The 19609-nt window shown below is 72.1% G+C and carries 11 protein-coding genes and 1 tRNA gene; 11 read left to right on the forward strand and 1 reads right to left on the reverse strand.

The window, feature by feature from the left end; genetic code table 11:
• Window positions 1–217 precede the first annotated feature (217 nt).
• Together CK485_RS03050 and CK485_RS03055 are read left to right on the forward strand one after the other, a co-directional pair.
• A complete protein-coding gene (locus CK485_RS03050; protein ID WP_109446645.1) occupies window positions 218–1171 on the forward strand; it encodes a DegT/DnrJ/EryC1/StrS family aminotransferase in 954 nt (317 codons plus the stop codon).
• A 118-nt stretch (window positions 1172–1289) separates the two neighbouring features.
• Window positions 1290–1365: transfer RNA gene (locus CK485_RS03055), tRNA-Thr, on the forward strand.
• 94 nt (window positions 1366–1459) lie between these two features.
• On the opposite strand, the gene CK485_RS03060 is transcribed toward CK485_RS03055, so the two are convergent.
• Window positions 1460–4075, reverse strand: coding sequence for a SpoIIE family protein phosphatase (locus CK485_RS03060; RefSeq protein ID WP_109447518.1), 2616 nt, complete (start codon window positions 4073–4075; stop codon window positions 1460–1462).
• Between the two features lie 544 nt (window positions 4076–4619).
• Between CK485_RS03060 and CK485_RS03065 the strand changes: the two genes are divergently transcribed.
• From CK485_RS03065 to CK485_RS03105, 9 genes are all read left to right on the forward strand, one after another.
• Window positions 4620–10058, forward strand: a complete 5439-nt coding sequence (locus CK485_RS03065; RefSeq protein WP_109446647.1) for a HAMP domain-containing protein — start codon at window positions 4620–4622, stop codon at window positions 10056–10058.
• A 292-nt stretch (window positions 10059–10350) separates the two neighbouring features.
• A complete protein-coding gene (locus CK485_RS03070; RefSeq protein WP_109446649.1) occupies window positions 10351–11037 on the forward strand; it encodes a response regulator in 687 nt (228 codons plus the stop codon).
• A 258-nt stretch (window positions 11038–11295) separates the two neighbouring features.
• Window positions 11296–14127 carry a DNA translocase FtsK gene (locus CK485_RS03075; RefSeq protein ID WP_109446651.1) on the forward strand — a complete coding sequence of 944 codons (2832 nt, stop codon included), beginning with the start codon at window positions 11296–11298 and terminating at the stop codon, window positions 14125–14127.
• A 341-nt stretch (window positions 14128–14468) separates the two neighbouring features.
• Window positions 14469–15302 carry a RodZ domain-containing protein gene (locus CK485_RS03080; RefSeq protein WP_109446653.1) on the forward strand — a complete coding sequence of 278 codons (834 nt, stop codon included), beginning with the start codon at window positions 14469–14471 and terminating at the stop codon, window positions 15300–15302.
• Window positions 15303–15391: 89 nt separating this feature from the next.
• The gene (gene rimO, locus CK485_RS03085; protein WP_109446655.1) at window positions 15392–16912 is read left to right on the forward strand and encodes a 30S ribosomal protein S12 methylthiotransferase RimO; all 1521 of its coding nucleotides are present in this window, start codon (window positions 15392–15394) and stop codon (window positions 16910–16912) included.
• On the forward strand, window positions 16909–17613 hold the full coding sequence (gene pgsA / locus CK485_RS03090) for a CDP-diacylglycerol--glycerol-3-phosphate 3-phosphatidyltransferase (RefSeq protein ID WP_109446657.1): 705 nt from the start codon (window positions 16909–16911) through the stop codon (window positions 17611–17613). Before rimO ends, pgsA begins: the two co-directional genes overlap by 4 nt.
• Before the next feature lie 119 nt (window positions 17614–17732).
• Entirely contained in the window at window positions 17733–18290 is a 558-nt protein-coding gene (locus tag CK485_RS03095) for a CinA family protein (protein ID WP_109447520.1), read from the forward strand.
• 109 nt (window positions 18291–18399) lie between these two features.
• Window positions 18400–18768 carry a helix-turn-helix domain-containing protein gene (locus tag CK485_RS03100; RefSeq protein ID WP_109446659.1) on the forward strand — a complete coding sequence of 123 codons (369 nt, stop codon included), beginning with the start codon at window positions 18400–18402 and terminating at the stop codon, window positions 18766–18768.
• 254 nt (window positions 18769–19022) lie between these two features.
• Window positions 19023–19499 carry a DNA starvation/stationary phase protection protein gene (locus CK485_RS03105; RefSeq protein WP_109446661.1) on the forward strand — a complete coding sequence of 159 codons (477 nt, stop codon included), beginning with the start codon at window positions 19023–19025 and terminating at the stop codon, window positions 19497–19499.
• Window positions 19500–19609: the final 110 nt, after the last annotated feature.

The following is a 19609-nucleotide window of genomic DNA, read 5'->3' on the forward strand; positions in this document are numbered from 1 at the left end:
GGAAGCTAAGCCTTTCAGCGCCGATGGTACTGCAGGGGGGACCCTGTGGGAGAGTAGGACGCCGCCGAACAATTCTTCAGCCGCTGGCCTGTGATGGTATTCCGTCACAGGCCAGCGGCTTTTTCGCGTTTTCATCATCCCTCGTTCATCCGCTGCTTCTCCCCAGATCGTCATGTGCCGCCAACCTGGCGGTCCCAACTCGACTGGAGGTGCGGGCGTGAAGCCGAGCGGCAGCGTGATCGAGGGATCGTTGGTGGCCGCGTTCGAGCGCGAGGTCGCGGAGCTGGTGGGAGGCAGGATCTGCGTGGCGGTGGACGAGGGGCGGTCCGCCCTGGCGCTCGCGCTCTCCGCTCTCGGCGTGGCCCGCGGTGACGAGGTGGTCGTCCCCTCCTACGCCCCCGTGGGCGCCGCGGACGCGATACGCCTGGTCGGCGCCGTCCCCGTCTTCGCGGACATCGACCCCGTGACGTACTGCCTGGACCCGGAAGCCGTGGCCGCCGTGCTGTCTCCGCGTACCGTCGCCGTAGTGGCGGCCCATCAGTTCGGGCATCCTGCCGCGATGCGGGAGCTGGGGGAGCTGGCCGAGCGGCACGGGGTGGCGCTGTTGGAGTACGCCTCCAGGGCCTACGGAGCCGCGCTGGACGGTCAACTCGTCGGCACCTTCGGCCTGATGGCGGTCTTCGGCTTCGGGGTCGCCACGCAGGACGCGGAATTGGCCCGCAGGCTGCGCGGCCTGCGCACCGGAGACGCGGTGCCGGCGGAGGAATCGGCGGCCGTGGCGCGCGGCGAGCTCGAACGCGTCGCCGGATTTACCGCCCGACGCCGGGCCAACGCCAGGGTCTTCGACTCCGCGCTGACCGGCGTCCTGCCCCCGCACGCCGCCGAGGGCACGCGGCACGTCTACCAGCGCTACGTGGTCCGGGTTCCGGGCAACGGCCGGCCCGACCGGGACGCGTTCGCCAAGGCGCTGGCCGCCCGCGGGGTGGACGCGGCGGTCCCGGTGACCACCCCTGTGCACCGGTTGCCCGCGTACCGCAGCGGCGCGCACCTGCCGCACACCGAGCGCGCCGCCGCCGAGACCCTCTCGCTGCCGGTGCACCCGATGCTGACCGAACGCGAGGTGGAGCGCGTCGTCCAGGCCTGCAACGCGCTCGGCGGACTGCTGGGGTGAGCTGGGCGGATGCGGTCCCGAAGCGCTCCCCGAGCGCTTCCAACGGGCTCGTACACCAGCCCGTTGGACGGATTTCCGACTTGGCCGGGGAATGGGCTACGATCCTCTTCGTCGGCGCGCCCCAATAGCTCAGTCGGCAGAGCGTCTCCATGGTAAGGAGAAGGTCTACGGTTCGATTCCGTATTGGGGCTCCAGCGAACGAAGGCCCTCACCGGTTCAACTGGTGGGGGCCTTCGGCATGTTCGGAAGTTTCAGAGAAGGGGGGAAGCTGAAGCCCTCCCCCCTTCGTCAGTCGGCCTTGTGGCCCGAGACGCGCAGCGTCAGGATGGCCATGTCGTCCGAGGGCGCGTCCGCCGCGAAGCGCTCGACGGCACGCTGCACGCGGGCCGCGACGGCGCCCGCCGTCAGGCCGGTGCACTGGGCCAGGACGTCCGCGAGACCGTCGTCGCCGAGCATGCGGGAACCCTCGCGGCGCTCGGTCACGCCGTCAGTGACGCACAGCAGCACGTCGCCGGTCTCCAGCCGTACCGTCTGCTCGTACAGCTCCAGGTCCTCCAGTACGCCCAGCAGCGGCTGCGGTTCCGCGGCCGGGTCCACCGTGCCGTCCTGGCGCAGGCGCAGCGGCAGCGGGTGGCCCGCGCAGACCACCTTGAGTTCAGCGCTGCCGTCCGGCTGCGGCCACAGCTCGCCGTAGAGCAGGGTCAGGAAGCGGCTGCGGGCGCCCTCGTCGAGGATGGCCGCGTTGAGCCGCTCCAGGACGGCGGGGCCGCTGAAGCCCTCGCGGGCGAGCAGGCGCAGCGCGTGGCGGGCGAGGCCGGTGACGGCGGCGGCCTCCGGGCCGGTGCCGCACACGTCGCCGATGGCGAAGCCCCAGCAGCCCTCGCGGATCGGGAAGAGGTCGTAGAAGTCGCCGCCGACCTCGTTGCCCTCGCCCTGCGCCTGGTAGATGACCTCGACCTCGACACCGGGGATCTGCGGCAACTCCGGGGGCAGCAGGCTGCGTTGGAGCGACTGGCTGATCGCGGTGCGCTCGGAGTACAGGCGCGCGTTGTCCAGGGCGAGCGCGGCGCGGCGGGAGAGGTCCTCGGCGAGTTCCAGGATCTCCTGGCGGAAGCGTTCGTCGGAGGGCTTGCCGAGGGTGAGCATGCCGATGACGCGGTTGCGGGCGACCAGCGGAAGGACGACCGTTTCTCCTCCGACGGCTGACGCCGTGGCGTGCGCGCCGGTGCCGGTGGCCGGGCGGCCCGCCTCGGCCAGGCCCAGGCTGCGCAGGGAGGCGCGCAGGGCCGTTGAGTTGGCGGCCCGGGAGGGCGCGGTCCAGGTGCGGGCGCCCGGGGTCGGGTCGGGGGAGGGCGGGTCGATGCGGGAGAGCAGGGCCTTGAGGCCGTCGATGCGGTCCTCGTCCTCGTGCAGGACGAAGGCGAGTTCGGGCTCCGACTGCTCGGCGATGGTGTAGACGGCGCACCAGCTGGCCAGCGTCGGCACCGTCATCTGGGCCATCAGCGCCAGCGTCTGGTCCCGCTCCAGCGTTCCGGCCAGCAGGTCGGAGGCCTCGACGAGGAACGACAGCGAGCCGCGCCGCAGCCGCTCCAGCTCGGTCAGCCGGGCGCTCTCGACGGCGAGCGCGATCCGGTCGGCGGCGAACTGCAGCCGCAGCGCCTCCTCGTTGCCGTAGCGTCCAGGTGTCTCGGCGGCCACGCCCAGGGAGCCGGTGAGGCGCCCCTCGACCTTCAGCGGAACGGTGACGACCGAGCGCATCCCGGTGCCGGCCAGCAGCGGCACGGCGCCGGGGGCGGCGCTGAGGTCCTCGTGGACGGCGGGCATCCGGGCGCTGCCGTACCGGCCGGTGCCGGCCTCGACGGGGACGCGCGCGAAGCGCTGCCGGGAGGAGGGCAGGCCGGTGGAGGCGCGGACCTCCAGTTCCGTCTCGTCGTCGGTGGCGAGCAGCAGGTAGGCGGAGTCGCCGTCGAGCATGTCGCGGGCCCGCTCGACGGTGCGCTGGAGCAGCCCGTCGAGGTCGTCGGGGGCGGGTGAGCCGATGAAGACCTCGAAGGGGTCGGCGGCCTTGCCGCGGTCGGTGGGCACCGAGTCCTGCGCGGGCACCCTTACCGGGCTGGCCAGCACCGCGCGCTCGTGGTCGCGCACCAGCAGGCAGACGGTGGACGGCTCGCCGTAGGTGTCGCGGACCCGCAGGTGGGAGCCGTAGACCGGCTGGACCTTGCCGTCGGCGTCGCGGACGCCGTACGAACCCTCCCAGCGCGACAGGCGCAGCGCCTCGGCGAGGCCGAAGCCGGTGCCGGGGGTCTGCGGCCAGGCGGTCAGGTCGCCGAACGGCTCGCCGACCACCGTGCCCGCGGTGTGCCCGAACAGCGCCGCGGCGTCGTCGTTCCAGCTGGTGACGGTGGCGTCGTGGGCGACCTGGACGACGGCGACGCGGACCTGGCTGTCGGCGAGCGGCAGGGCGGCGGCGGGCAGCGCCGGGCCCGCGGCGCGGGTGCCCGCCGGGCGCTGCGGCAGGTCGAGCTGGAACCACACCTGCTTGTGGGTGGCCGCGTACTCCACGCCCCAGCGGGCGGCGAGCGCCGAGCACAGGATCAGGCCGCGGCCGCCCTCGCGGTCGGGGGAGGCGGCGGCTTCGGGGGGCTCGTGCAGCGGCACCTCGCGCTCGGGGTAGCGGTCGGCGACCTCGATGCGCACGGCCGTCGGCAGGCGCAGGCACAGCACGTCGGCGGCGGTGCCGGCGTGCACGACGGCGTTGGTGACGAGTTCGCTGGTCAGGACGACCGCGTCGTCGACGATGTCGCCGAAGCCCCAGCCCTGGAGGGTGTCGCGGACGAAGGCGCGAGCGGCGGCGACCGAGCGTCCGATGGGCTCGAAGGTGGCGGCTGCCCGCGCGGTGATCACTTGGCTCCTCTTGTGTCGCTGGTCACTCGTCGGCCGGTTGCCCGCGGCTGCGTCCTCGGCGTCGTCGCTGTGCGCGGTCCCCTCGTCGCCGTGCGCGTCGCCGTCGCGCCGGGGCGACGGTGGGGGCGGGTCGGCCGCCGCGGGGGGCGCAGGGACGGTCGGCGCGCTCTCGCCGGGCGCCGGTGCGCGCGATGGGCGGACGTGCGCCCGCGACGCCTCGGGACCGCCGTCGGCGGTCCCGGCCGGTGCCGGGAGACGTTCCCGTCCGGCGCTCTGCTCGCGCATCTCGCGGCACCCCTCCGCTGCCCAGGTGTACGCCCGGCCGTCGGCGGGCAACCGGATGCCAGGTTACTTACCCACCCAGGCGCCGTGTGCGCCGGTTGCGGGTGTTTTCCGTCGGATCGTTGTGGTCGCTCGTACGCGATTCCGTGGCCGATGCGCTCGAACCGTTATGGCCGGACAGGTGCATGGTGAAACACTGGGAACGCCTTGGGCAGGGGCAAGAGCCAGGGCACGACGAGTACGACCCTCCGGGAGGGACACGGTGGAGTCTGGTGCATCGTCGCGCGGTACGGCCGCGCGTACGAAGGGCGCGCGGTCCCGTGCGAGCGGGACCGTGGAGGTCGACGCTGCCGCTCTGCACAGGATGCTGGGCGCGCTGGTCTCCATGCGGGACGGCAACTTCCGCAAGCGCCTGACCGTCTCCGGCGACGGGGTGATGGCGGAGATCGCCGCCGTCTTCAACGAGGTCGCCGACCGTAACCAGCACCTCACGGGTGAGCTGGCGCGGGTGCGCCGGGTGGTCGGCCGGGAGGGCAAGCTGACCGAGCGCCTGGAGGTCGGGCCGTGCGAGGGCTCGTGGGCGGCGGCCATCGACGCCTCCAACGCCCTCGTCGACGACCTGGTGCGCCCGGTCTCCGAGGTCGGCCGGGTCCTGTCCGCGGTCTCCGAGGGCGACCTGGAGCAGCGCATGGACCTGCGTTCGCAGGGGCCGGACGGCACGGCGCACCCGCTGCGCGGTGAGTTCCTGAAGGTCGGCCGCACCGTCAACGGGCTGGTCGACCAGTTGTCGGCGTTCACCGACGAGGTGAGCCGGGTCGCCGTCGAGGTCGGCACCGAGGGCAAGCTCGGCGGGGAAGCCCGGGTGCGCGGGATGTCCGGGTCGTGGAAGGAGCTGACGGAGTCCGTCAACATGATGGCCTCCCGGCTCACCGCGCAGGTGCGCGACATCGCGCTGGTGACCACGGCGGTCGCCAAGGGGGACCTGTCTCGGAAGGTCACCGTCCACGTGGACGGCGAGATGCTGGAGTTGAAGAACACCGTCAACACGATGGTCGACCAGCTGTCCTCGTTCGCCTCCGAGGTGACCCGGGTGGCCCGGGAGGTCGGTACCGAGGGCGAGCTGGGCGGCCAGGCGAAGGTGCCGGGTGTGGCCGGGGTGTGGAAGGACCTCACCGACTCGGTCAACCTGATGGCCGGGAACCTGACGGCGCAGGTGCGCGACATCGCGCAGGTGACGACGGCGGTGGCCAACGGCGACCTGTCGCAGAAGATCACGATCGCGGCGCGCGGCGAGGTGGCCCAGCTCGCCGAGACCATCAACGGGATGACGGAGACGCTGCGCACCTTCGCGGGCGAGGTGACCCGGGTCGCCGGGGAGGTCGGCGCCAAGGGCCAGCTGGGCGGTCAGGCGCAGGTGCCGGGCGCGGCGGGTACGTGGAAGGATCTGACGGACTCGGTCAACACCGCGTTCCGGAACCTGACCGGACAGGTGCGCGACATCGCGCAGGTGACGACGGCGGTGGCCAACGGCGACCTGTCGCAGAAGGTGACGGTCGAAGTCTCCGGCGAGATGCTGGAGTTGAAGAACACCGTCAACACGATGGTCGACCAGCTGTCCGCGTTCGGCTCCGAAGTCACCCGCGTGGCGCGGGAGATCGGCCTCGAAGGCGAACTCGGCGGTCAGGCGCAGGTGCCGGGCGCGGCGGGGACGTGGAAGGACCTGACGGACTCGGTCAACACCGCGTTCCGCAACCTGACCGCGCAGGTGCGCAACATCGCGCAGGTCACCACGGCCGTGGCCAACGGCGACCTGACGCAGAAGGTCACGGTGGACGTCTCCGGCGAGATGCTCCAGCTGAAGGAGACGGTCAACCGCATGGTCGACCAGCTCTCGTCGTTCGCCGCGCAGGTGACGCGGATGGCGCGGGACGTGGGCACCGAGGGCCGCCTCGGCGGTCAGGCCCGAGTCGAGGGCGTCTCCGGTACCTGGAAGGACCTCACGGACTCCGTCAACTTCATGGCGGGCAACCTCACTTCGCAGGTGCGGCAGATCGCGCAGGTGACCACGGCGGTGGCGCGCGGTGACCTGTCGCAGAAGATCGAGGTCGACGCGCGCGGCGAGATCCTGGAGCTGAAGAACACCATCAACACGATGGTCGACCAGCTGTCCGCCTTCGCCGACCAGGTCACCCGGGTCGCCCGCGACGTGGGCACCGAGGGCCGGCTCGGCGGTCAGGCGCAGGTGCCGGGCGTGGCGGGCGTGTGGCGCGACCTGACGGACTCCGTCAACGGCATGGCGGGGAACCTGACCGCGCAGGTGCGCAACATCGCGCAGGTCGCCACGGCGGTCGCGCGCGGCGACCTGTCGCAGAAGATCGACGTGGACGCCCGGGGCGAGATCCTGGAGCTGAAGAACACCCTGAACACGATGGTCGACCAGCTGTCCGCGTTCGCCGAGCAGGTGACCCGGGTGGCGCGCGAGGTCGGCACCGAGGGCATCCTCGGCGGCCAGGCGGACGTCAAGGGCGTCTCCGGCACGTGGAAGGACCTCACGCAGTCCGTCAACGGCATGGCGGCCAACCTCACCGGCCAGGTCCGCAACATCGCCGAGGTGACGACGGCGGTGGCCAACGGCGACCTGTCGAAGAAGATCACGGTGGACGCCAAGGGCGAGATCCTGGCCCTGGTGACGACGGTCAACACGATGGTCGACCAGCTGTCGGCCTTCGGTGACGAGGTGACGAGGGTCGCCCGTGAGGTGGGCACCGAGGGCCGGCTCGGCGGCCAGGCGAGGGTGCGCGACGTCTCCGGCATCTGGAAGGACCTCACCGACAACGTCAACATCATGGCCAACAACCTGACGTCCCAGGTGCGCGGCATCGCGGACGTCGCCACGGCGGTGGCCAACGGCGACCTGACCAAGAAGATCACCGTCGAGGCGCGCGGCGAGGTCGCGCAGCTCGCGGACACCATCAACACCATGGTCGACACGCTCTCCGCGTTCGGTGACGAGGTGACCCGGGTGGCCCGCGAGGTGGGCACCGAGGGCGAGCTGGGCGGCCAGGCGAGGGTGCCGGGCGTCTCCGGCACCTGGAAGGACCTCACCGAGTCGGTGAACTCGATGGCGTCCAACCTGACCAACCAGGTCCGCAGCATCGCCCAGGTGACGACGGCGGTGGCGCGCGGCGACATGTCGAAGAAGATCGACGTGGACGCGCGCGGCGAGATCCTGGAGCTGAAGACGACCATCAACACGATGGTCGGCCAGCTGTCCGCGTTCGGTGACGAGGTCACGCGGGTGGCGCGCGAGGTGGGCACCGAGGGCCGCCTCGGCGGTCAGGCCCGGGTGCCGGGGGTCTCCGGCATCTGGCGGGACCTGACGGACTCGGTGAACCTGATGGCCAACAACCTCACCAGTCAGGTGCGGCAGATCGCGCAGGTCGCCACCGCGGTGACCCGCGGCGACCTCAACCTGCGCATCGACGTGGACGCGGCCGGCGAGATCCTGGAACTCCAGGACCACATCAACACGATGATCGTCAAGTTGCGCGAGACCACCCTCGCCAACAAGGAGCAGGACTGGCTCAAGGGCAACCTGGCGCGCATCTCCGGCCTGATGCAGGGCCGCCGGGACCTGGTGGACGTCGCGGCGCTGATCATGAGCGAGCTGACCCCGGTGGTCTCCGCGCAGCACGGCGCGTTCTTCCTCGCCCAGGAGGTCGGCGAGGGCGGCGAGCGCGGGGAGATCGGCGGCGCGGACGGGGAGTCGTACGAGCTGCGGCTGATCGGCTCCTACGGCTACTCGCGGCGCACGATGCCGACCTCGTTCCTGCCCGGCGAGTCGCTGATCGGGCAGGCGGCGGTGGAGAAGCGCACGATCCTGGTGGAGAACGTGCCGCCCGGCTACCTGAAGATCGCCTCCGGGCTGGGCGAGGCGCCGCCCGCGCACGTGATCGTGCTGCCGGTGCTCTTCGAGGACCGCATCCTCGGCGTGATCGAGCTGGCCTCCTTCCAGCCGCTCACCCAGATCCAGAAGGACTTCCTCAGCCAGATCGCCGAGATGATCGCCACCAGCGTCAACACCATCTCGGTCAACACCAAGACCGAGGGGCTGCTCAAGCAGTCCCAGGAGCTGACCGCCCAACTGCGCGAGCGCAGCGCGGAGTTGGAGAACCGGCAGAAGGCGCTGCAGGCGTCCAACGCCGAACTGGAGGACAAGGCCGAGCTGCTGGCCCGGCAGAACCGCGACATCGAGGTGAAGAACACCGAGATCGAGGAGGCCCGGCAGGTCCTGGAGGAGCGCGCCGAGCAGCTCGCGGTCTCGATGCGCTACAAGTCGGAGTTCCTCGCCAACATGTCGCACGAGCTGCGCACGCCGCTCAACTCGCTGCTGATCCTGGCCAAGTTGCTCGCCGACAACGCCGACGGCAACCTCTCGCCGAAGCAGGTGGAGTTCGCCGAGACCATCCACGGCGCCGGTTCCGACCTGCTCCAGCTGATCAACGACATCCTGGACCTGTCGAAGGTCGAGGCGGGCAAGATGGACGTCAGCCCGACCCGGATCGCGCTGGTGCAGCTGGTCGACTACGTGGAGGCCACCTTCCGGCCGCTGACGGCGGAGAAGGGCCTGGACTTCTCGGTCCGCGTCTCCCCGGAGCTGCCGGTCACCCTGCACACCGACGAGCAGCGGCTGTTGCAGGTGCTGCGCAACCTGCTGTCGAACGCGGTGAAGTTCACCGACAGCGGCGCCGTCGAACTCGTCATCCGCCCGGCCGGCTCCGACATCCCGGTGGCGATCCGCGAACAGATGCTGGAGAGCGGCTCGTTGCGCGATCCCGACCAGGAGATGATCGCCTTCTCGGTCACCGACACCGGCATCGGGATCGCGGCGAGCAAGATGCGGGTGATCTTCGAGGCGTTCAAGCAGGCGGACGGCACCACGAGCCGCAAGTACGGCGGCACGGGCCTGGGCCTGTCCATCAGCCGGGAGATCGCCCGGCTGCTGGGCGGCGAGATCCACGCCGACAGCGAGCCGGGCCGCGGCTCCACCTTCACGCTCTACCTGCCGCTCAACACCGGCGGGTCGGCGCCCAAGGACCCGTACGCGGAGGGCACCGAAGGAGCCGAGGGCGAGGAACTCGCGGCCCGGGACGGCTCGTCGGGCGCGGGCCGTGCGCGCGGCAGCCTCTCGCGGCTGCGGCGGCGTGCGGCGCTGCCCCCGGCCGAACAGGTCGAGCGGCAGGCGGTGGAGGAGTCCTGGGTCGGCGCGGCGGCCGAGGAGGAGTCCGGCGGCCCGGCGGCGGCCGGCGGCGGCCAGGGCGGCTTCAACGGCGAGAAGGTGCTCATCGTCGACGACGACATCCGCAACGTCTTCGCGCTCACCAGCGTCCTGGAGCAGCACGGCCTGACCGTGCTGTACGCGGAGAACGGCCGCGAGGGCATCGAGGTGCTGGAGCAGCACGACGACGTGGCGGTCGTGCTGATGGACATCATGATGCCGGAGATGGACGGTTACGCGACCACCACCGCGATCCGCCGCATGCCGCAGTTCGCCGGGCTGCCGATCATCGCGCTCACCGCGAAGGCGATGAAGGGCGACCGCGAGAAGAGCATCGAGGCGGGCGCGTCCGACTACGTGACCAAGCCGGTCGACACCGACCACCTGCTGTCGGTGATGCGGCAGTGGATGGCGGCGCGGTGACGCGCCGGGCACGGACCGTGGAGCCTATGACGGTCCGGTGACGAGTGCATGAGAGCGCGGTGAGATTGCGCCGCCGCGTCACTCGGCGTGCCCGCGAGGGTGTGAGAGTGCGTGATGCGGGGAACCTTCTGGTCTCCCGCTACGTTTTTGCTACGTGCACAGTGACATGGCGGTGACAGGGTGTGGCGAACGACAGGGTGCGGCTACCATGACCGGCACAAGGACGGGCGGCGTTCAGGAGTCGTCCCTGGGGGCGGCGCCCGGCGTGATACCGGGTCGAGGAGGGCGGGCCATGGTGCAGAAGGCCAAGATCCTCCTGGTCGATGACCGGCCGGAGAATCTGCTGGCGTTGGAGGCCATCCTCTCCGCGCTCGATCAGACGCTGGTGCGGGCATCGTCCGGGGAGGAGGCGCTCAAGGCGCTGCTCACCGACGACTTCGCGGTGATCCTTCTGGACGTGCAGATGCCCGGCATGGACGGGTTCGAGACCGCCGCGCACATCAAGCGCCGCGAACGCACCCGCGACATCCCGATCATCTTCCTGACCGCCATCAACCACGGTCCCCACCACACCTTCCGCGGCTACGCGGCGGGCGCGGTGGACTACATCTCCAAGCCGTTCGACCCGTGGGTCCTGCGCGCGAAGGTCTCGGTCTTCGTCGAGCTGTACATGAAGAACTGCCAGCTGCGTGAGCAGGCTGCGCTGCTGCGGCTCCAGCTGGAGCAGGGCGGCCAGTCCGGCGCGGCGGGCGGCAAGGAACCGGCCGGGCTGATCGCCGAGCTGTCCGCGCGCCTGGCGGCGGTCGAGGAGCAGGCGGAGGCGCTCACCAAGCAGCTCGACGACTCCGCCGACGCGGCGGCGGTGGCGACCGCGGCGCACCTGGAGCGCAAGCTGACCGGGCTGCGGCGGGCGCTGGACGCGCTGGAGCCGGGCACGGACGGTGGCGGAAGCGGCCCGACGGTGCCGCCGCAGGGCTGAGGCCCCCGGCGGCTTCCCGTGCGCGGGCGGCTTCCCGTAGGAAGTCGGCTTGTCTCGCGCAGGCGTCGTGCGCTGACGAGGTGTCTTCGGGCGCGTCGGCGGGCGCCCGGTCGGCGGGCCCGTACTCCGTACGGGTGGGGTACTCGTTCCCCACACACGCTTGACGGCGTGTCATCTCGACACGCCTGTACGGCGACACGAACGGGCGAAGGGTGCGCCTCGTAGGCCTCCCCGGCAAGCGGCGGTAACCTCGGCACCATGGCTTCACGTACGTCCGGCAAGGGCTCAAGCAGCGCTGCGGCGCCAGCGAAGCGCGCCGGGCGCACCAGCGGCACCGCGAAGAAGGCATCCGCACGCCCGGCCAAGAAGGCGGCGCCCGCCGCGCGGAGGGCGCCCGCGAAGAAGGCGGCCCCCAAGGCGGCGCCCAGGCCCGCCCCGAGTCCGACCAACGGCGTCTACCGCCTGATCCGTGCCGTCTGGCTGGGCTTCGCGCACAGCGTCGGCGCGGTCTTCCGCGGCGTCGGGCGCGGTGCCCGCGGCCTGGACCCGGCGCACCGCAAGGACGGCCTCGCCCTGCTGCTGCTCGGCCTGGCACTGGTCACCGCCGCCGGCACGTGGTCCAACCTGAGCGGCCCGGTCGGCGACCTCGTCCAGATGATCGTGACCGGCGCCTTCGGCCGCCTCGACCTGCTGGTGCCGATACTGCTGGTCGTCGTGGCGATCCGGCTGATGCGGCACCCGGAGCAGCCGGAGGCCAACGGACGCGTCGTCATCGGCCTTTCCGCGCTGCTCGTCGGCGTCCTCGGGCTGGTCCACATCGGTTGCGGCGCGCCCGGCCGGGGCCAGGGCGAGGAGGCGATGCGCGCGGCGGGCGGGCTGATCGGCTGGGCCGCCTCCAAACCCCTGCTGTTCACCGTGGGTTCGGCGCTGGCGGTGCCGCTGCTGTTGCTGGTCGCCGTCTTCGGGCTGCTGGTGGTCACCGCCACGCCGGTCAACGCCATCCCGCGCAGGCTCCGCGAGGCCGGCACCCGCCTGGGGCTGTACGAGCCGCCGCTCGCCGAGGAGACCGCGGGCGCCGGGGGGCCGGTGCCGTACGGCGACGAGGGGGCCGAGGCGGAGCAGGACGCGGACGCGCCGGTGGCGCCCCGCGCCGCCTCCGCCCGCAGGGGCCGCCGCACCGCGCCCCCGTCCGACGACCCCGAGGCCATAGAGGTCGCCGAACTCGGCAAGCGCCGCAAGGGCCGCAAGGGGCAGGACCCCGACGCCGCGACCGGCGGGCCGGCCGTACCGGACTTCACCAAGCGTGACCCGGACGCGGTCGACGTGGCCGCGGCGGCGGCCGCAGCACTGGACGGCGCGGTGCTGCACGGCGTCCACCCCTCGCCGGTCGTGGCGGACCTCACCAGTCGCATCAGGACCAAGGAGGCCGCCTCCGCCGCCACCGGCGAGGCCGAGGGTGCCCTCGACGCCTCGGGTGCGGTGCCCGCGGCCCGCGACGAGCGCCCGGGCGCCACCGACGGGCGCCCCGGCACCGTGCCCGACCTGACCAAGCAGCCGTCGCCGCCCCCGGCCGACGCGCTGCCGCCGCGCGCCGAACAACTCCAGCTGTCCGGCGACATCACCTACGCGCTGCCCTCGCTCGACCTGCTGGAGCGCGGCGGCCCGGGACGTACCCGCAGCGCCGCCAACGACGCCGTGGTCGCGGCGCTCAGCAACGTCTTCACCGAGTTCAAGGTGGACGCCTCGGTCACCGGTTTCAGCCGGGGCCCGACCGTCACCCGCTACGAGGTGGAGCTGGGCCCCGCGGTCAAGGTCGAGCGGATCACCGCGCTGGCCAAGAACATCGCGTACTCCGTCGCCAGTCCGGACGTGCGGATCATAAGCCCGATCCCGGGCAAGTCGGCCGTGGGCATCGAGATCCCCAACTCCGACCGGGAGATGGTCAAGCTCGGAGACGTGCTGCGCTCGGCCGACGCGGCGGGCGAGGACCACCCGATGACGGTCGGCCTCGGCAAGGACGTCGAGGGCGGCTACGTGATGGCCAACCTCGCCAAGATGCCGCACGTGCTCGTCGCCGGCGCCACCGGCTCCGGCAAGTCGTCCTGCATCAACTGCCTGATCACCTCGATCATGGCGCGGGCCACGCCGGACGAGGTGCGCATGGTGCTGGTCGACCCCAAGCGCGTCGAACTGACCGCGTACGAGGGCATCCCGCACCTGATCACCCCGATCATCACCAACCCCAAGAAGGCCGCCGAGGCGCTGCAGTGGGTCGTGCGCGAGATGGACCTGCGCTACGACGACCTGGCCGCCTACGGCTACCGGCACATCGACGACTTCAACGCGGCGGTGCGCTCGGGCAAGGCCAAGCCGCCCGCGGGCAGCGAACGCGAACTGGCCCCGTACCCGTACCTGCTGGTGATCGTGGACGAGCTGGCCGACCTGATGATGGTCGCGCCGCGCGACGTCGAGGACGCGATCGTGCGCATCACACAGCTCGCGCGGGCGGCCGGCATCCACCTGGTGCTCGCCACCCAGCGGCCCAGCGTCGACGTGGTGACCGGCCTGATCAAGGCCAACGTCCCGTCCCGGCTGGCGTTCGCCACCTCCTCGCTCGCCGACAGCCGGGTCATCCTGGACCAGCCCGGCGCCGAGAAGCTCATCGGCAAGGGCGACGGGCTGTTCCTGCCGATGGGCGCGAACAAGCCGATCCGGCTCCAGGGCGCGTTCGTCACCGAGGACGAGGTCGCGGCCGTCGTCGACCACTGCAAGGCGCAGCTGACGCCCTCGTACCGGGACGACGTGACCGCGGGCGGCGGCCCCAAGAAGGAGATCGACGAGGAGATCGGCGACGACCTCGACCTGCTGTTGCAGGCGGCGGAGCTGGTGGTGTCCACGCAGTTCGGCTCGACCTCGATGCTCCAGCGGAAGCTGCGGGTGGGATTCGCCAAGGCGGGCAGGCTCATGGACCTGATGGAGTCACGCGACATCGTGGGACCGAGTGAGGGGTCCAAGGCCCGCGACGTCCTGGTCAAGCCCGACGAGCTGGACGGCGTGCTGGCGGTCATCCGGGGGGACGCCCAGGGCTAGCCAGGCGGCTCGCCGTAGCCCGTTCGTGTCCGGCCCGATGCTCATCCGTAGTACCGGGGTACGGAGAGCGGGGCAACCCTTCCCGGTGTCGGCGCGTCAAATGGAGGCAGGGAAACCGCATATGGATCCCCCACGGAGCCATAGACGCCGACGGGGCGGGGAAGGCCCATGGAGGACCGTCGTCCGGCGTGGCGCGCGGTCCGCGACGGACGGCCCCGACATCGCACCGAGGAGGCGGCCCCTGATGGCGGACAAACCCCCACTGCCCGCTTGCCCCGCTTTCGCCGACCGCCCCTAGACTGAATTTCCAGCAGGTGGCTACACGTTTGAAAGGCGTCCCCGTGTCCATCGGCAACTCACCGCCCGACGCATCTTCGACCCCCGACGCACCCCCTTCCGTACCCTCCGTGGGCCGTGCCCTGGCCCAGGGCAGGCTAGACGCCGGCCTGACCGTCGAGGCGATCAGCGCGGTCACCCGGGTGCGGGCACCCATCGTGCACGCGATCGAGGGCGACGACTTCTCACGCTGCGGCGGCGACGTCTACGCCCGCGGCCACATCCGCTCGCTGGCCAAGGCGGTCGGGCTCGACCCGGCGCCGCTGATCGAGCAGTACGACGCCGAGCACGGCGGACGCCCCGCGCCGACGCCGGTCGCCCCGGTCTACGACAAGCAGAAGATCAGCGCCGAGCCGCGCCGCCCGAACTGGACGGCGGCCATGATCGCGGCGATCGTCGTGGTGGTCGGCTTCGTCGGCTTCACGATGTTCGACGGCGCGCGCGGCGGAGGCGGCCAGACGGTCGGCGCCCAGGCCTCGCAGAGCACCGCCCCGACCCCGGTGGCCTCGCACCCCGCCAAGCCTCCCACCGCGCCCAGCGCCGCCCCCAGCAACAGCCCGATCGCGGCGGCGCCCGGCAACAAGGTCGTCGTCAAGCTCACCGCCGACAAGGGCAAGAGCTGGGTGGCCGCCACCAACGACGACGGCAAGTCGCTGTTCGAGGGCATGCTCGGCTCCGGCCAGTCCAAGACGTTCACCGACGACAAGCGGGTCTACCTGGTGATCGGCAACGCGGGCGCGGTCGACATGTTCGTCAACGGCAAGGACCTGGGGCCGGCCGGCTCGGACGGCCAGCTGGTGCGCACCGACTTCACGCCCGGCAACCCGCAGGCGGGCTGACGACCGGGGAGGCGGGCGGGGGCCGGGGGTGCGCGGTGCGACGGGCCCTGGCGGGAAACGCGCGGGCGCGGACAAAGTAGGCTGAGCCCATGCCCGAACCCCGTACCGTCGCTCTGGTCACACTCGGCTGCGCGCGCAATGAGGTGGACTCGGAGGAGCTTGCCGGTCGTCTGGCGGCGGACGGCTGGCAGCTCGTCGAGGACGCCGCGGACGCCGATGTCGCCGTCGTCAACACCTGCGGCTTCGTGGACGCCGCCAAGAAGGACTCCGTCGACGCCCTGCTGGAGGCGAACGACCTCAAGGGCCAGGCCCGCACCCAGGCGGTCGTCGCCGTCGGCTGCATGGCCGAGCGGTACGGCAAGGAACTGGCCCAGGAGCTGCCCGAGGCGGACGGCGTGCTGGGCTTCGACGACTACGCGGACATCTCCGACCGGCTGCGCACCATCCTGTCCGGCGGCATCCACGCCTCCCACACCCCGCGCGACCGCCGCAAGCTGCTGCCGATCAGCCCGGCGGAGCGGCAGGGCCGGGGTGGCGCGGTGGCGCTCCCGGGACACGCGCAGGACGGCGAGGCCGCCGCCGTGACCGGGGCCGAGGCCGCGGCGCCGGTGGAGGTGCCCGACCTGCCCGAGGGCGTCGCGCCCGCGTCGGGCCCGCGCGCCCCGCTGCGGCGCAGGCTCGGGGGCGGCCCGGTCGCCTCGGTGAAGCTCGCCTCCGGCTGCGACCGGCGGTGCGCCTTCTGCGCGATCCCGTCGTTCCGCGGCTCGTTCATCTCCCGGCGGCCGTCCGACGTGCTGGGCGAGACCCGCTGGCTGGCCGAGCAGGGCGTCACCGAGGTCATGCTCGTCAGCGAGAACAACACCTCGTACGGCAAGGACCTGGGCGACATCCGCCTGCTGGAGACGCTGCTGCCGGAGCTGGCCGCGGTCGACGGCATCGAGCGCATCCGGGTCAGCTACCTCCAGCCCGCCGAGATGCGCCCCGGGCTGATCGACGTGCTGACCTCGACGCCGAAGGTCGCCCCCTACTTCGACCTGTCCTTCCAGCACTCCGCGCCCGGGCTGCTGCGGGCGATGCGCCGCTTCGGCGACACCGAGCGCTTCCTGGAACTGCTGGAGACGATCCGCGGCAAGGCGCCGCAGGCGGGCGTGCGGTCCAACTTCATCGTCGGCTTCCCCGGCGAGACCGAGGACGACGTGGCCGAGCTGGAACGCTTCCTCGGCGCCGCCCGCCTCGACGCCATCGGCGTCTTCGGCTACTCCGACGAGGAGGGCACCGAGGCCGCCGGCTACGACGGCAAGCTGGACGAGGACGAGGTGGCCGCCCGGCTCGCGCGGGTCTCCCGGCTGGCCGAGGAGCTGACCGCGCAGCGCGCCGAGGAACGCCTCGGGGAGACCGTGGACGTCCTGGTCGAGACGGTCGGCGGGGAGGACGGCGAGACCGTGGGCCGGGCCGCCCACCAGGCCCCGGAGACCGACGGCCAGACCCTGCTGACCTCGGGCGAAGGGCTGCGACCCGGCATGGTGGTGGCCGCCAAGGTGGTGGACACCGACGGCGTCGACCTCGTCGCCGAACCGCTGGGCGGCTGTACGGAGGCGGTGCGCGGATGACCGGAGTCCCCGCCTCGGCGGCGGGTGGCCACCGGCCGTCCGCCTCCACCCCCGCGCCGGCCCCCGACCACCTGGGCGACCGGGTGCCCCGGCCGGTGCGGCTGTGGAACGTGGCGAACGTCCTGACCATGGTCCGGCTGCTGCTCGTTCCCGGCTTCGTGCTGCTGCTGGTCCACGACGACGGACGCGACCCGGCCTGGCGCTCCTTCGCCTGGGCGGCCTTCGCCGTCGCGATGATCACCGACCTGTTCGACGGCGAACTCGCCCGGCGCTACGACCTGGTCACCGACTTCGGCAAGATCGCCGACCCGATCGCCGACAAGGCCATCATGGGCGCCGCGCTCATCGGCCTGTCCGCGCTGGGCGACCTGCCCTGGGCGGTCACCGCGGTCATCCTCTTCCGCGAGGTCGGCATCACCCTGATGCGCTTCTGGGTGATCCGCCACGGAGTGATTCCGGCCAGCCGGGGCGGCAAGCTCAAGACCCTGACCCAGGGCGTCGCGGTGGGGATGTACGTCCTCGTGCTCACCGGACCGCTGGCCTCGCTGCGCGCCTGGCTGATGGCGGCCGCGGTGGCGCTCACCGTGCTGACCGGGCTTGACTACGTACGGCAGGCGATCGTCCTGCGCCGCGCGGGTCTGGCCCGTCGGGCGGCGAGCCGCGCGGCCGAGGAGGCGGAGGAAGAGGGCGACGGGTCGTGAACGAGGAACGCGGGGGTCGCGCGCAGCGGGACACGGCACCGGACGACGCGGACCCGGCCGGCGCGCGCGGCGCGGGCCCGACGGCCGCCGCGGCGGACGCCGTGGAGGGCGGCGCGGGCCTGGCCGCCGTCGCGCCGCCGTCCGTCGCGGCGGAGGCGCTCGCGCTGCTGGAGCGGCAGGGCGCGACCCTGGCCGTGGCCGAGTCGCTCACCGGTGGCCTGGTCGCCGCCGTGCTCACCTCGGTCCCCGGAGCGTCCCGCAGCTTCCTCGGCTCGGTGACGGCGTACGCGACCGACGTCAAGCGTGACGTGCTCGGTGTCGGCGGCGGACTGCTGGCGGCGCGCGGCGCGGTCGACCCGGTGGTGGCCCGCGAGATGGCGCAGGGCGTACGGGACCTGCTGGGCGCCCGCTGGGGCCTGGCCACGACGGGGGTCGCGGGACCCGATCCGCAGGACGGCAGGCCGGTCGGCACGGTCTACGTGGCCGTCGCCGGGCCGCACGGCGCGTCGGCCGCCGCGCTGAACCTGGAGGGCGACCGCGCCGCCATCCGCGCGGAGACCGTCTCGGCGGTGCTGGAGATGCTGGTCGTCGCGCTGACGGAGGCCGGGGAAGCACCGCCGGGCGACATCACGGCGAACGTCGCGGGGCAGGATACGGAACAGCACGGGCGGTTGTGATGTTTGCAGCCCTTAGTGAACACGTCATCGCTCCCCGCACGGCCGATGCCCGAGGCGGTACGGTGGGGCGAGAAGCTCTTGGTTCCGCGGTCCGAGGAGGGAGGCACCGATGATTCTGCTCCGTCGCCTGCTGGGTGACGTACTACGTCGGCAGCGCCAACGTCAGGGCCGCACTCTGCGCGAGGTCTCGGCATCCGCCCGGGTCTCGCTCGGCTACCTCTCAGAGGTGGAGCGCGGCCAGAAGGAAGCCTCCTCCGAACTGCTCTCCGCGATCTGCGACGCCCTGGACGTGCGGATGTCCGAGGTCATGCGCGAGGTCAGCGACGAACTGTCGCTCGCCGAGCTGGCGCAGTCGGCGGCCTCGGAGTCGGTTCCCGCGCCAGTGCGGCTGGAAACGATCACGCACGTGCCGGTGCCCGGCAAGCGTGTGACGATCAAGGCGCCACAGGCGAAGGCCGTGGACGTGGTCGCGGCCTGATCGCCGCCTCCGCCGTTCTCGGCGCGTACGCTCCAGCGACTCGAAACGCTTCGGAAGCCGGGGCGTGGCAGGACGAACCCGTCCTGCCACGCCCCGGCTTCCGTGTCTGCCGATCCGTCGTGTCCTGCCGCGTCCCCGGCATCCCTGTCTTGCGTCCGCACGCGTCACGAGGGGCCGCGGGTGATGTTTCAACGGCCGTGAGCGGGAAGACGTACCGTGGACAAATGGGGACTTGACGCTCAGGAGGTTGGGGTATGACTGTCGTGACGAGCACGCTCTCCGACGAGGCCCGGAAGATCACGGGGGACGCACTGCAGGGCGCGCTGGTCGATCTGGTGGACCTGTCCCTCATCGCCAAGCAGGTGCACTGGAACATCGTCGGTCCGCGCTTCCGCTCGGTGCACCTGCAGCTCGACGAGGTCGTCACCACGGCCAGGACCTACGCCGACACCGTGGCCGAGCGCGCTTCCGCGATCGGCGTCTCGCCTGACGGCCGGGCGGAGACGGTGGCGAAGTCCAGCGCACTGCAGACCGTGCGGGACGGCTGGATCAACGACAAGGACGTCGTCGACATCATGATCAAGGCCCTGTCGGCCGTGATCGCCAAGATGCGCGAGCGCATCCAGGCCACCGACGGCCCCGACCTGGTCTCCCAGGACATCCTCATCGGCCTCACCGCCGACCTGGAGAAGCACCACTGGATGTTCCAGGCGGAGAACACGACGGTCTGAGGCCTGTTCGAGAGCCGGAGCCCGGAGCCTGAGAGGTTCGAGGCGCGCGGTCCGAGGTCTGAGCGAGGCGGGTTCGGACCTCGGCCCGGCGTCTGAGCGACGCACGCCCG

The organism is Streptomyces sp. ICBB 8177, assembly GCF_003144095.1.
Taxonomy (GTDB): Bacteria; Actinomycetota; Actinomycetes; order Streptomycetales; family Streptomycetaceae; genus Streptantibioticus_D.